12 protein-coding genes are annotated in these 15,526 nt (G+C 32.8%); all 12 read right to left on the bottom strand.

All coding sequences use genetic code 11. The features are described from left to right. Positions 1-57: 57 nt before the first annotated feature. Positions 58-3,468 carry an NPCBM/NEW2 domain-containing protein gene (locus AVL50_RS18815; protein WP_062618032.1) on the bottom strand — a complete coding sequence of 1,137 codons (3,411 nt, stop codon included), beginning with the start codon at positions 3,466-3,468 and terminating at the stop codon, positions 58-60. A gap of 264 nt (positions 3,469-3,732) precedes the next feature. After that, a complete protein-coding gene (locus AVL50_RS18810) occupies positions 3,733-6,924 on the bottom strand; it encodes a glycoside hydrolase family 2 TIM barrel-domain containing protein (RefSeq protein ID WP_062618031.1) in 3,192 nt (1,063 codons plus the stop codon). A gap of 488 nt (positions 6,925-7,412) precedes the next feature. Further along, entirely contained in the window at positions 7,413-8,450 is a 1,038-nt protein-coding gene (locus tag AVL50_RS18805; protein ID WP_062618030.1) for a hypothetical protein, read from the bottom strand. A gap of 1,069 nt (positions 8,451-9,519) precedes the next feature. Continuing rightward, the gene (locus AVL50_RS18800; RefSeq protein WP_157491441.1) at positions 9,520-10,161 is read right to left on the bottom strand and encodes a hypothetical protein; all 642 of its coding nucleotides are present in this window, start codon (positions 10,159-10,161) and stop codon (positions 9,520-9,522) included. A gap of 358 nt (positions 10,162-10,519) precedes the next feature. Next, positions 10,520-10,849, bottom strand: a complete 330-nt coding sequence (locus AVL50_RS18795; RefSeq protein WP_062618028.1) for a hypothetical protein — start codon at positions 10,847-10,849, stop codon at positions 10,520-10,522. A 209-nt stretch (positions 10,850-11,058) separates the two neighbouring features. Further along, positions 11,059-11,280: a hypothetical protein gene (locus tag AVL50_RS18790; RefSeq protein ID WP_062618027.1), complete on the bottom strand. Its 222-nt coding sequence runs from the start codon at positions 11,278-11,280 to the stop codon at positions 11,059-11,061. A 281-nt stretch (positions 11,281-11,561) separates the two neighbouring features. Next, the gene (locus AVL50_RS18785) at positions 11,562-12,014 is read right to left on the bottom strand and encodes a DUF4259 domain-containing protein (RefSeq protein WP_062618026.1); all 453 of its coding nucleotides are present in this window, start codon (positions 12,012-12,014) and stop codon (positions 11,562-11,564) included. Then, positions 11,980-12,651 carry a hypothetical protein gene (locus tag AVL50_RS18780; RefSeq protein WP_062618025.1) on the bottom strand — a complete coding sequence of 224 codons (672 nt, stop codon included), beginning with the start codon at positions 12,649-12,651 and terminating at the stop codon, positions 11,980-11,982. Before AVL50_RS18780 ends, AVL50_RS18785 begins: the two co-directional genes overlap by 35 nt. Positions 12,652-12,721: 70 nt before the next feature. Beyond that, positions 12,722-13,411, bottom strand: a complete 690-nt coding sequence (locus AVL50_RS18775) for a hypothetical protein (RefSeq protein ID WP_062618024.1) — start codon at positions 13,409-13,411, stop codon at positions 12,722-12,724. Positions 13,412-13,538: 127 nt separating this feature from the next. Further along, positions 13,539-14,024, bottom strand: a complete 486-nt coding sequence (locus AVL50_RS18770) for an FHA domain-containing protein (RefSeq protein WP_062618023.1) — start codon at positions 14,022-14,024, stop codon at positions 13,539-13,541. 251 nt (positions 14,025-14,275) lie between these two features. Beyond that, a complete protein-coding gene (locus AVL50_RS18765) occupies positions 14,276-14,569 on the bottom strand; it encodes a hypothetical protein (RefSeq protein ID WP_062618022.1) in 294 nt (97 codons plus the stop codon). 24 nt (positions 14,570-14,593) lie between these two features. After that, the gene (locus AVL50_RS18760) at positions 14,594-15,373 is read right to left on the bottom strand and encodes a hypothetical protein (protein ID WP_062618021.1); all 780 of its coding nucleotides are present in this window, start codon (positions 15,371-15,373) and stop codon (positions 14,594-14,596) included. Positions 15,374-15,526: the final 153 nt, after the last annotated feature.

Here is a 15,526-nt window from a genome sequence, read left to right as displayed (position 1 = left end):
TTTAATCAAAGAACCCTTTTCTCCTGTCTTGATACTTAAAGAGATTGCATATTGCTATTAGTTTGATTTCAATAATTTGCCTACAAATACTTCCTCAGCATTGCTGATACTGATAATGTAAAGGCCTTTATTTAATTGAGAAAGGTTCAAATCAAAAGCGATTTTATTTTGAAGTGATTGCTGTAGGATCATTCGGCCCATACTGTCATGGATCGTCATTGTTCCGTTGATCACTTTTGGTAAAGTGATATGGACATTCGTTTGGAAAGGATTAGGAGCAATTTTTAATGATGTTCTGTCAATGACAACGCTTGTTACGTCATCATCGTAATTTTCATTTTTGTATAAACGTGCCTCACTGATTCCTAAATGAATCCCCAAACCTTGGCTCGGAGTAGTTGCAATTCTTAACTTCTCCACTCCTCTTACATCAACATCAATTTTCTGAATTGGCGTATTGGCACTTACCGGATCTGATTCAAACAATAACTCATCATCACCAAATACTTTCAATACTAAGCTTCCTCCTAAGAAATTATCTTCCAAGCCGATTTCAGCTTCAAACGTATCGAAGTAATTTTTCACATCGTATTCTACTTCTGTAAAGTAACCCAACGTTAATGCATTGTCTTGCTTTGAACCATTGATCATCAATACTGAATCTTCAGCAAAACCTTGATTGATTTTTAGGTCTCCGAAATTGACTTGTGGTTGAATTTCTGTCAAATAAGTAAATTCTTCTTTGTCCAATGTGGTCCATTGATAGATGGCTACAGTGTACGGTTCTACTTCATCAAAAGTAAAAGTGGTAGGATTGTCTATCACAAATGGTCCTTCAATACGTACATTCGTAGGGTTATCTGATGTATTATCCACATTAATGTTATCAGCCAATGCTACCCACTTTTTCAACACAACTTTATCATTCATTTCAAAAGGAAGAGAAGTAAAATCGAAAGTAGTGTTCAACTGTTTTCCATCTGATGTATTTGGAATTACAATTGTTGCTACCGTTTTGTCCTCATTGATGGAAGCCGTTGGATAAGAATTCCATAATTCTACATTTTTGTGCGTATACTTTTCTCCTTCAAAATCTGCCTTTACAAATTGATCTTGGTGAAGGTGAGTGAAAATATGATGTGCATATCCTTTGGCCATCAAGAAACCTCCATGTCTTGTTTCCACCATTGTGGTACCATCATTTTTGAAGAAAGAGTGCGTTTGAATACCCAGAATCTCATCCTTGTAATTGTTCATCATTTGATGCCATAAAACGATAGCATGCGGAATGGCTGAGTAATTTCTTGGTGTTCCGTATTCTGATAAGAATTGCTTCACTTCAATACCTTCAAGACTAGGGTTGTCATATTTTGAAAGGTAATTTTTAAACTCTTCGGCTCTATTATTATATTTTGCTATTTGAGATAACTCAAAGATATACTCTTGACCTGAATTCGCTTCACCTCCTGGGTAATAGTGTTTTGCTACTGCATCATAAGGTGAATTTTCATCTGCCATCAACTTAAAGAATTCTTCATGCTCATAACTAGATACCACTGTAATGCTTGGGTCAACCGCTTTCATTGCATCATAATAAGCACTAAACCCTGCGTGAGGTCCGGTAGTATAATCCACAATAACATCACCTAAACTTTCTGGAATAGCTCCATTCACACCGTCACCAAAAACAAACGTTCCTTCTTTTGAATCTGTGATCACAAAATGTTTATCAGTGGCTGTTGAATTGTCAAAGTTTAATACTTCAGTCCACTCTTCTCCATCAATACTTACTGTAAAATCATGGCTCAAATTGATGGGAGGAAACTTCACTTTAAACGCTTGATCAGGAGTACCATCCAACGTACATTCATCAACAATCCAAGTAGTTTGTTTTACAGCTCTTTGGTTGGTAAACGTCTCAGAACCTCCATAAACATAAAAATGAGCATTTCCACTTCTGATACTTTCTCCACCACGAATTGCATCACCACTCAATGGGTAGTTCATCACATTCAATTCCCAATCACCATAAAGCTCATTGCCAATTTCCCATACATTGATATTGTAAGGCTCGTAATGACCATTTTTAGCTCTTTCCAAAGCCCAGTCTTTACCGCCATTTGGATTGGCACCGACTTCAGCGTTCATATATTCTACAAAGTCAGCCGCATCTTGTGGAGTACCGTATGCAAATGGCACAACAATCGACCCTTTATTCATATAAGTCGTCTCTAATAACTTACCGAATTCATCAGGACCAAAACTATTATCAAATGATTGTCCAGCATTGTGGGCATCAAGGTTATCAATTCTTTCACTATTAGGACCGATTGCTCTTTTCCAGTTATAAAGATTGGCCATAGTACCACCTGGGAATCTAAAAAATGCTGATCCTGTATAGTTCGCTAAGTCAATGACTCTTGGCATAAAATCTTCAGAAGTAGGGTCCCATAAACCTTGTCCGTTGGCATTGTAAGTAGAGTTGGCACCAAACCACTCCGCTTTTCTTTCCATCAGCATTGAGCTCCAATCTACTGTCACTTTCACATCCGTTGGAATCACAATGATTTGAGATTTAAAATGTGACAATGCTTCATCCATCACTGTTGCCTGAGCATCTAATTCTTCTTGAGAAAGACTACAGTCCGCCATTTTAGCTTTTGCAGTAGCAATATCCGTTTTTAATTGATCAATATCTTCTTGTGAAAACTGTCCCGAACTTTCTTTTAATGCTAAATAGTTTTCTGCTTCAAAAATACTTTTGCTAATCAAATCTTTATTTAACTGAGGTCCTTCCACTGTTTTGAAATAATCAAAAAATGTGATCACACCATTGTTCAAAGATCCTTGAGAATACATTTTAATGGTTGAGATTGGTGAACCTTGTACCACTTCTGGTAAAGCTAGATTTTCAAACTTCAAAACACCATCTAAATAGATCGATACTTGATGATCGGCATTAAAAACCATTCTCACATCATACCAAGTATTTACTGCAAAATCACTTTCCAATAAGGAGTTCTCTTCAGGAAAGTTGCTACCTCCTGGGATATTACCATTTTCTAAGATATCCCATCTTAAATCTCTTTTTCCGTAATCAGGAAACTTCAAACCAATCCAGCATTTGTTATTTGCGTCTAAGAAATCCATCTTGAAAGTATACCCGCCACTATTGTTGGTTTTAATTCTGAACGATATTTCAAATTCACTTTGAGTAAAGTTTCCAAAATTAATATTTGCTTTCGCATGTCCTACACCTGGAGGTGTTTCCATATGCAACATACCTTCTTGGAAATAAATATCGCCTCCGTTAACATTGCCTGATGTGTTGACGCTGATATAAGAGGGAAGGTTTTCCATAGCTGTATCTACCCCAAAATCATCATCAATCAATGTATTACATTCTTGTGCGTTTACTGTTGTAATAGCAAGCAGAAAGAATAGAAAATAAAAAGTAATGTTTTTCATTTGTAGTTGTCTATTTTAATAAATTCATTTCATTGAACAGCGATGATTGTGAGAGCAATATTAATCTTTAATGTCGCAAGTGTTAAGCCGAAAGGTGTCACTTGTGATTCATTTTTGGCGAAGTCTCCCGACTTCGAAAGAAATGGTTATTATTCCTTTTGTATTTCGAAGTCAGGAGACTTCGCCAATTATGTGTTCCAAGTGACGCTATCACTTAACACTTGAAACATGTTCTCTAAATAAACATCGCTGTCTTTTTTATAATTAAAGCTGAGATTTTTCTTCTTTCGATTTTGGTGTGATGTAAAATTGGAAGTAATATGGTTTTGATGGAACTCTGTATTCTACAGAAGGTCGTCCTACTTCATTCCAAGAATTATTACCGCCTACACCCATTTGAAGATGATCAATGTTCACTGTTAGATGATCTGTCTTTTTCAATTCATAAGTATGTTTCGCCTTTTCAATGTTTTGGTCTGAATAAGGATATACACTGAATTCAAAAGGCTGATCACTAGAGAATTTCACACCTTGATTTTCTTTATCTGTCAACACAAAATTTCTTGTTGCTGTTCTGTTCGCATACGCTTGAGGCATAGCATAAGGCAATGCAAATGCATCAACATTCATGGCATATGTCCCCATCATAGCGCCCACATTTCTATCGATATAATTCTCTTCTGGCCCTTTTCCGTACCATTCAATATTCGATAACTCATTAGGCACCTGCATTTGCATTCCCACTTTGATCAAATTAGTAAGTGGAGCATGAGGAACAAATGAAGCCTCTACATGTACTGCACCTTCTTTGTTTAGTGTATAGGTTGTCGACCAAGAAGCTTTATCTTCTGGTAATTGATATTCAACATTAATACATAATCCTTCTCCTACTTCTTCCACGTGCATTGCAGAAATTTTCAATGTTTCCGTCGCCTTTTTCCAGTACTGCTTTTTCTTAAACACATTTGTTGTTCTCACATCGTTATCCGTAGCTGGTCTCCAGAAATTTGGAACAGGCATTTTTGAAATCAGTTCATTATTTTGATAAACAATTTTCTCAATCGCTTGTCCTTTAGCATCTAAAACAACCTCAAAATCATTGTAAACTACTTTGTTACCTTCCTTTTTCCATTCTCCTGAATTAGAAGCAAAAGCAGGTGCATACAAACCGCCTTGAGGCATTAAGTATTGATCCTGAGCAACAATATGTCCTTTTGATGCATATTTACGATCCTCTTTTAAAGAAGCTTTTATTGAAATGAAGTATTCATTTGAAAGCTCAAACTTAGTCATTTCTACTGGAAGTTTTACTTTCTGAGAAGTACCCGCTTCGATTTCAGGACAATCAAATACTCCCTTTTCCACTACCTGACCATTCGCTAAAATTTCATATTCGAAATCATAAATAGATGTATTTTCGAAGAAATGACGGTTGGTAATTTTTGTTTTGAAAGAATTGAAATCTACTACTTCAAAATGAATTGGTTGGAAAGCATGCTTGATTTCATACATGGCCGCTTTCGGTTTTCCATCAGAAGTAATCACACCATTCAAGCAGAAGTTCTTCGTATGAATTTCCTCTCCGAAATCACCACCATAAGCAAAATACTTTTCACCGTTCTCTGCCGTCACTTCAATTCCTTGATCTCTCCAATCCCAAATATATCCACCTACTAATCGATCTACTCTGCGAATCAACGTCCAGTAATCTTCAAAGTTACCCGTACTGTTCCCCATAGAGTGAGCGTATTCTGTCAAAATAATTGGGCGGTTAGAAGGGTCTTTCTGACCTAATTCTTCCAAACTTTCCAACAATGGATAAAAACGGCCTAACATATCTAAGTAACCAGGGTCAGTACCATTGGAAGCAATTTTATTGTTTGCTAATTTTTCCTTGAATGCATTTGAAGTATAATCCAAATACTCCGGATGCGTAGGATCTCCCTGCCCACCTTCATAATGAATCAAACGTGTAGGATCAAAATCTTTCGTCCAGCTCGCCATTGCCGCATGATTAAAACCTGTTCCAGATTCGTTACCCAATGACCAGAAAATAATAGACGGATGGTTTTTATCTCTTTCCACCATTCTCACCATTCTATCTAAAAAGGCACCTGACCACAAACTATTATTCGTCAAATCACCTGTGATACCATGTGTTTCTAAATTCGCCTCATCCATCACATATATACCATACTCATCACACAAGTCATAAAACTTAGGATCGTTCGGGTAATGTGAAGTTCTCACCGAGTTAAAGTTAAATTGCTTCAATAATTCAATCTCATGACGCATATCCGCTTCAGAAACCACCTTACCTGTAAGGTGATGATGATCGTGACGGTTCACACCATAAATCAACACTTCCTGACCATTTACCAAGAATCTTCCTTTCTCATCGGACTCAATTGTTCTGAAACCTACTTTTGAAGTACGCACTTCCACCACTTCATTTTTAGGGTTCACCAATTCGATATATAAATCATAAAGATGCGGTCTCTCTGCCGACCAAGTTTTTACATTTTCAATGCTATTTCTGATATGAGCAAAAGGCAAATCATCTCTCTGTGGTCTTTTTTTGATCACTCTCTTCACATTCACCTCCGCTGAAACCACTTCCGTATTATGATCCTTTAATGTCGTTCTGATCTTATAATCTTTCCACTCTTGCTGTGCATAATGATTGCTCACCTCAAAGTGTACCTGCAAATCACCCTTCGTATAATTGTCCGTTAAACCCGCTCTCACATGAAAATCATTGATTCTCATTTTATTCTCCTTGATCAACTTCACTTCTCTATGAATACCCGACAATCTCCAATGATCTTGATCCTCTAAATACGCTCCATCAGAATATCTATACACTTTAAGTGCTACCGTGTTTTTCCCTTTTTGGATATAAGGCGTAATATCAAATTCCGACGGCAAGCGGTCATCTTGACTATAGCCCACCATTGTTCCATTGACATTGACCTCAAAAGCTGAAGTTACCCCACCAAAATAAAGGATCACTTTCTCTTTCGTCCAGTCATTTTTCAAAGTAAACTCTTTCTGATATACACCCACTTCCTGTTTGTTGTGAGGAATAAAAGGAGGATTCACTTCACCCCAAGGATATTTTGTATTGGTATAAATACGTCTGCCGTACTCCAGCATTTCCCAGTTCGACGGCACCTCTATTTTGTCCCAACCTTTTACATTAAGATTGGAAATATCCACTTCCTCCGTAAACGAACCGATGTATTTAAAATTCCATTTTCCATTTAAAGAAAGAACGTTGGATTGCTGATCGTTTGTTGCTTCTTGAATGCTGTTGTAAGGAATAGAAGTCGCTCTCCCTTGTAATTTATTGAATTGATAAAAGGTAGGGTCTTCCCATTTAAGATGTTGTGCTGATAGGTTTGTAGTCAGTATCACACATAATGCTATCAGTATATTTTTCAAAGTCTTCTTCATTGCTAAAAGTTAAATTCTCTCTTCATACTTTTGACATTACAATTTTAGCTGTAATCGGAAGAAATAAGAGTTGAAAAAATATGATAAAGGGGGGTATTATTTCGTAAATGCTTGTTTTTGGGGGATTAGAGGAGGTTTGGGGTGATTTTTTGGTTGGGGTGAGGAAAAAATAATTCTGGTTAATCTTTTCTCTGTTCGTGGTGTCAAGCCGACAGGCGTCATCTAACGTTCTTGTTCAAAGATGACACTTTGGCTTAACAATGTAACAGTTAGTTGGTATTCTTATTTACTTCAAACGCTTTGATAATATCCTAAAAGAAAGAAACGAAACAGGAAAAATTAATAAAAAAACACCCATCAAAATCGACCTGAAATCTAAATTTTGATGGGTGTGGAGATTTATTTTCCATGAGTCCCTACATAACTATCTCTAATCTTTAAAGCAAATAGTTATATAAGGCAATTTTAAAAAAATAATGAACACAACACTAATTCTCACAAATTATCCTTTTAATATATTTTTTATCACCCTTACCTAATTTTTTTTTGTCTTGGGTAGTAACACCGTATTTCCCTCCTCCTAAGTGCATTTGAAATATAGCATAATCGAATCGATAAAATTTTCCTTTAGAATCTTTTAATTTAAGCGTTGTTAATAACCACCTTGATAAAATCTGACCTGTATCAGAATTTCTATTTACATTCCAAGTATCTGATGCTATTGAAGCATCTACTACTTCGTAGTCCCAATAATTAGAATCTATAAATTCTTGACCTAAAGGTATGATTTCTTGAATAAGCTTTTCATCATCCATTTTTGATTTTGGAAACGATAAAAATGGTCCTTTAATCGCTTCATCTATAGCTTCTTTTGTGATTATTACAGGTATTGTTCCTTCAGAAAAGACTTTCTCTTGATCTTGTTTAGGTATATGAGTTAAAACTACTTCTACTTTTAAATCAAATTTTCCTGGTACTAAGTTACCATCCTCGTAAGCTTGTATAAATAATTCTCGACTTGCTTCTACAAATGACTTAATATCTTTTCCTTTAATTGGTCTTTTAGAGGATAGCATTCCTGATAATACACTATATGTAATATAAACATCATTATACCATTTAATTTCTGTACCATTAAGTGATAATCTATAATAAGGCCATTTATGAAATCTATACCTTCCATCTCTTACCTCAAGACCATATTTTTCGTATTCTCGTTCAATAGTGTTTTCCCCAGATTCATATAAAAAGAATAAATTATCCCCAAAAATATATTCTTCAATATATGTATTATCATTTGATAGATATTCGAGTGGCTTGTTAGAAAATTTAAATTCATAAGGCTCAATTACCGGTTCTGAAGATTTATCTTTTTTCTGATCAGAAGAAGTTGATGTTGTAGAGCCTTCAATTGCACTATTTAATTTATTCACCAGTTTACGTCCAAATTGGGCTTGAGTAGTTGTATTAAATATTACAATTAAAGAAAAAGTTAAAAATAATAGGTTTGCAGTTTTTAATTTCATGATATTTATAAATAAAAAATTAACTTTTAGTATCAAAAAAAAATCTTACTCATTACCTCTAAAATAGAATATTGAAAATATATTTATTCAATCTCTTTAAAAAGTAATATTTTATATTTCATTTGATAAAAGTACTGAGTAATAGGTTTTTTGAAACTAATAGTATATATTACTATTGTAAATATATATATACGATTTCGGTTAATTGATCATACTTATTGTAATGTTTGTTAACACCTCTTAGTATTATACAATTTTTGATTCTGAAAAAATGGCATCTATCCACCACTAATTCGTTGAAGAGATTGCAAAAGAAAGATCGAAAATAAAAGTATTTAATGATAGGCAATTTACTATAAGTACCTGTTCAAAATTATCTTTAACTTAAATGCATTTTTACGAAACCTGAGATCAATTCATTCTACATTTAGAAACTATATTTAATTATGATCAGCTACTTAAATTCAATTAGTTCGCTTTAGCTACTCGAGAGTATAAAATAAACGCCGTCCGTAATTTTTAAATTTTATATATTGAAAATTATGGCACAGCAACCCAAACAAGAGTGTGCTGAGTTTCAGCAAATGCGTAACTTGGCACTCAAATAACTTCTATCTAGACAATCTACCCCCACCCTCTTCTGTTGGTAATATTAAGCCGAAAGGCATCACTGAGAACAGTGGATTGGTTGAGATGAAGAAGCTTTCAAATGAAGCTCTCAAAACTAGAAGAAAGTGGGTGTTTATGCTCCCCTTATAAGGGGACACTCTTCACCCTTAACAGGTACACCTCTCTTCCCTATACATGTCGAAATACCTTACCTTATAAGGGTGGACACTAATCACAGTTATCCCGTCAAAACGGACTTGCAATATCTCCTCTGTTCGTGGTGTCAAGCCGAAAGGCGTCACTACGAACTTGACCTTTGTTTAAGTTTGTAACTTATAACAACACACATTTTTTCAAGTATTTCACCGATAGCTTTTTATTAAAGTTATAAGTCACAGACTTAGACTATGCTATAACTCTCAGTGACGCCTTTCGGCTTGACACCAAGAACAGTGGGCAACTATTCTTCGTAAGAAATAATTTTTAAGCAATCAGTTTTATCATAAAGCAAACCATAGATTAATTTGAAATTAAAAAATTCATCAAACATCAATTCATTTCCCCCAGTAATAGAAGACCTAAAAGCGGTTGAGTTAGTACCTTTTATTTTTAACTTATTTATTCTGAATTCACTCTCTGTAAAAAAAGAATAAATTTTCCCACCTCCAAACAATGAAATATCACAGGATAAAAATGGAGCTGTATCACGCCTATCAGAATTCACCCATGAAACTGATATTCTACTATTATCTAATTCAACCTGTTTAACAGGCTTAAACACCAAAGTATCATTACCATTAATAGCATACAGGTTCAAAGATTTAATTTTCGACTTCAGTCTATATTCTAAACTAGTACTAATCGTAATGGTTGGTTCTATATATGGATCAAAAATATATTTATCCAAGAAAAAATCTTTAACAACTATTGAATCAATTCTGTTTATTGAATTTATTTTGTCTGGAAAATTAGCTAATCTAATAGTTGTGAATTCCTTTTTCTCATACTCATTTTGATTTTTATGTACCATGTAGGCTAAAAAGATAAGTAATACTATTGAGCATAAGATAATAAGAACTTTAATTACTAAACGTTTTGTCATACATATTTACCTTTCTTCAATTCCTTAGCTGTCCCCTTTTATGAAGACTAATTCTGCCCTCTGTTCAATATATTAAACTGAAAGTAATAATTACAAGGACTTTAACTGTAAGGAGCACATTACTTACTTTACACCATCAATTTCAATATTACTGATATACTCCTCTGTTCGTAGTGTCAAGTCGTAAGGCGTCACTGCGAACTTGATTTTGTTTAAGTTTGTAACTTATAACAACACACATTTTTTCAAGTATTTCCCCGATAGTTTTATAAAGTTATAAGTCACAGACTTAGACTATGCTATAGTTCTCAGTGACGCCTTTCGGCTTAACACGAAGAACAGTAAGTGAGGTCTGTAGTTACTTCTCAATTTCAATATTACTGATATAACCAATAATCGCTTTCTCATCAAAATCTGAAAAGATTAAAATTTGTATGTCGACTGCTACAAAAGATATTACTTTAATTTTCTCTCCATCATATTCTTCCATATTCAATACTAATTTTTCAATACCATAGAGTCCTTTCTTACCCTTGAAGGCCTTTAAATCAGCTCTAATCTTATATATATTTAATGCGTTTTCTGTCTCTAAATGAACTGTACTTTTTCTATCAAATGTTAGAGTACTTAGCTTCTTCTTAATTGATTCTGCTTTACATTTCTCATTAATTAGTTTATTTATTAGCATTTGACTACATCATTTTAATTAAAAACTCCCCTCTATTCGCAGGTACTGTCTTAAAAATTCAAGTAAACCCATAAGATTTTTCTGAGGTTTTGAAGACAGTACCTTTGAACAGTAGGGAATGCATAACACTTTAAAAAGTTTTCTACAGGAGTAACATATTACTCGCTAAAAGAACATAGGATTGAAGAAATCTAACATTGTTCTTTTTTCTAGTCATCACCTTCTTGTATTTTATTAAAATCAATAGGTTCCAAGTCTTTTTCTTCTGTTGAATTTGATTTTACAACCATCTCTATAGAAGGTTTTTTAAAAGTGCTTGGGTGCTCGTAAACTGAAAGTTTAGATTCAGGTTCTCTTTTAGCTTTTATTGCTTTAACTACTAAAAAACAGAGTAATAATAAGCAGGCTAGGATTATAAAAAATGCTTTCATATTCGCCAAGGCTGTCAAATGGTATTCCAACAGAAAAATGACGCCATTTTGACACGAAATATGTGTTACGATATAATAAACAACTTAATTATCAGACATATTGACGTATATCCTCCTCTGTTTGTACTGTTTAGAGCTAGCGTAACTACGAATTTTATAATTGAATAAGTTTATGTAATCATTACTAACATTTTATCAAATATATTTATTAAGATAAAGTTATCAATTGTGCCTCTAAACCGATTACTAGAAACAATGATTAAATTGTTTTATTAGGTAAATCATCTTTTCCAAAATTTCCATCTTGGAACCCTGTTCAAATCTTCTTTTTTTAAAAGACTTGATTTTGGTTCTACCATTACCCTTGGTTTTGGTTTGTCTCTGGGAATTTGAATTTTCTTCAGAAACTGTTCCAGTTCTTTTTTTCTATCTTCAATAGTTTGAGCATCTGCATCCAACTCCTGCCAAATAGTAATATCTTTTTCATCTTCGATATATTGAGATACTTTTGCCAGAGTTTCCTCATCAAGACTACAAGTTTCCCACTTTGCAAGAGCTATTGCAAACCAGAAATCATAGATGTTACCGCTTTCCTCATTTAAATCTGAAAATTCATTTTTCAGTTTTTCATTTATCTCTTCTGGTTTTAACCCTTCATTATAATACTCAAAAAAACGATCGTAATAATCTAAAGCATTATCATTTTCTAGAATTCCTGTTCCCCAAGTTCCCATATTGTTTTAAATTTTGATCTTTTAATAACATTTCCATTTCATTATATACTGAGTCTTCATATTGAATTTTATCAAAATCAAAGTTTTCATTAATATCTAAGCTAAGAGCTAACTTCAATTTATCATTACCTAGATGAGTACTTTCAAAAGCTTTAAGAGTGTTAATCAACCTTCCTTTTAAGGCCTCATTATTGAGTAAATTAGGCTGAATAAATAAAAGAGAAAATTTATGAGGAGCACCACTTAACCTTGGATTTAAACCATTATTCGGATAGTCTCGGATAATCAAATTACATAAACTATCGAAGTTATAAGCTCCAATGTTAGATTTATAAATAGAATCATTTTTGATCACCAAAAAGTTTCTAGACTTGGAACATCCTACAATATCAGAACAAATATTGATCAGGTTAACTTTATAATTGACCTCATCATCATGAATAAGTAATTGAATTTGACTTTCATCATTACTACACAAAATGCTATCAACAGAATTGTACAATTTTATATAACTGTCTAATGTATCAATATTAATTTGCAGTAACTTTTCTTTATATTTTTTCCCAAATTCAATATGTGCTCCATTTTGACATGAAAATAAAAAAAAGATAAAGATGATTGCTGGATTTAATTTCATAAATAGTTTGTACTTACGTAGACGTTTGCAAAAAGTATAAAAGGGCCAATTGGCCAGATATGTTTTTAAATTAACTCAGTTTTCTTTTTAATTTGATTTCTCCAGAATAAAATAATTTTAATGCTCTATCCCAAAGTACATATTGAATCGTATCCTCATATTTTAGAGGTTCAATACGTGATTTAAAGTCCCAACTTTTGTGATATGTACTTAGCAAAGTATTAAACTCATGGATATTAAGATTTTGCTTTTCTGAATAACACTCTGTTTGTAAAACACAATTATCTTCTGGGTGAAATTTATGAGTTGTATTTAATTTACCTCCTGATTTAAATAGGAAACTGTCAATTCTTTGAATAAAACTGGATAGATTATCAACTGCTTTAAAGCCTTTAAATTTAAGTTTAGAAACTTCATCATTTAAACTCCAATATTTGAATATCTTTTTCTCAACTTCAATGATTTCCCCAAATCCGACAGGATCATCTTCTACCCCTAAAATAAATTCTTTCCCCACGTAAAGCCTTCCATTTTGAGGAGAGCTGTTAAAGAGTTTGTGTCCTATTAAATAGGACTCTCCAACATTAAAAGTAATACTTCCATCGTATTGGAAATTTGGTCCCCAATCGATATAACAACACGATGTGTGATACCCTCGATCACCATAAAATATAAGAGGGATTTCCATTCTATTTTCAAAGAGCAACTCTGCTCCTTTCCTCTTTGGGAAAAAAACTTCACTTATAAAATCAATATCCATTTTACTTATAAATTTTCCTACTTCGAATCTCTTAATTTTTGGGCCAAAGTTTTGTGTAATGGTAATTAGAGCAACACCACAAGCCTATTTTCGTGAAAGTATATTTCATATTCAAACTGAACTACTTTTATTTCATTAATACTTTCCTCAATAAGTTTAGATAAAGTAATACTACAATAAAATACCCAAAGAAAGACAATTCAAAAAAGACATCTAACCCATAAAAATGATAACCAACAAATAAAGGAATTCCACCAAAAATAGGTATTAGTAAAAGTAAAGACCATTTAAAATCATGAAAGCTAATTTTACCTGACAGAGTATAAAAGTCTTTAAACGTTATTGTACTCAAATCATTAGCATCAGCCTCTTCTGATAAAATATGTTGAATGTTTATCAAACTGGGACCAATTTTTACTTTATCCTTATTAAAATATTTGGTTTTAGATGATATTTTTTTCCCATTAATATAAGTACCAAATCTTGAACCTAAATCTTGTATAAAGATTTCATTTGTTTCATCAATAGTAACTTTCAAATGTTTTGATTCTACATAATGACCTTCAAAAATAACATCACACTCATTTGAACTACCAATAATTATGCTTCTCATTACTTTATTTTTCTTGTCTGATGATTGAAAGGATTTGTCAGCCGATGGCTAAAGTTTTAGTTGTTGTTGACGTTTGTTTATTGAGATAAGTACAAATTCAAAATTATCTAATTCTATTTATTGTTTTACGATTACTTCCTTCAAAAAACTTTTAATAGAACCACTATTCATACGTTTTTTAGCGTTATACTCACAAAAAATAAATTAGAATTAGCTATGATTTATTTTTTGACTTTGAACTTAAAATCAAATTAATTTCCGCCAATCTGCCAGTTTAAATTTAAAGCTCCACATTTAGGACAGTTTAAATATTCTTGATCAAGTTCATTATAATTACAACGGTTGCATTTCCCATAATCTTCATTCATGTGTAATGCAATATATTTAGATTCTAAATGGCTTAATTTATAATCATCTATCAGACATTTAATCGTTTTAATTGTCGACTCCCGTTTCATTTTCAATAGTCGAGTTTTTTCCGACTGTGTAAAATCAGGAACTTCAATTCCTTCTTTCGGCAAACAATTTTTACACTGTACTTTCATCTCTGTTTTAATTGGGAATAGAGTTTAGTTGATACTGTGAAGTTTTTTTTCTTTAATTATTCTATTTATTAGACCCTTAAATGTTATTACTTCTGGAATGTAAAGATCTGGTCCTAGTGAATATCTATTATTATCCATCAGAAATTTAAATGAAACGAATAAATATAAAGCTATAGAAGAGAAACATATCACTAACCATAATGGATTATTTAATCCCATCGCAATCATTATAAAAATTAAACTCCAAAATATTTTACTTAAAGTTTTCCACTTATTTGAGGAAAATTTATGGTTGCTAGATTTTATGACAATTTCAGGGATTGTACCTGTGAAATTTATATTAAAGAATTCTATAAAATGTTCAAAATGATTGTTCAGGTATGGGCTTACTAAACTTGATGGTCTCAAATTTTTAGTATCTATACCTCTTTCCTCAAACTCTAACTTTATATATTGGAAGACTGAATATGACAAACAAGAAGTCCCAAATATTTTTTGGGGTTTAATTATGTTTATTTCAGCTTTACTTGATATTAGTTCACATACATCAAGTAATTTTTTATCCCCAACTAATACACTTTTCCAAGTTTTAGTATCTATATCAATTTTAAAGGCTCGGTTCAAATGTCGACTTAAAGGTTTCCACGGTAATAGATCTAATGAGTCTCTCCAATCATCAATCGAACTGTTAAAAGTTAATTTTATTGATTCATCTGCTTCACAATCAAACTTACTACATAAGCGATGTTCTTCTTGAAAGATGAATAACACTTCCTCTTTGCTTAATCTTTTGGTTTTGCTCATAAGTACTAGGACAGAAGAAAAGGGATAATTTTAGGTTAATATTTTTTATTCTAATCGAGGCTGATTTGCAGAGCATAGCCTTAGTTACGCGATAAAATCTAACGAAGAGTAGGATAAAAAAGGTAAGATAAAAAGTCCGTTTTCTTTTGTCCT

It is taken from the genome of Flammeovirga sp. SJP92 (genome assembly GCF_001583495.1).
Classification (GTDB): Bacteria; Bacteroidota; Bacteroidia; order Cytophagales; family Flammeovirgaceae; genus Flammeovirga.
The sequence above is the reverse complement of the archived record's forward strand: the minus strand, read 5'-3'. Positions and strand labels throughout refer to the sequence as shown.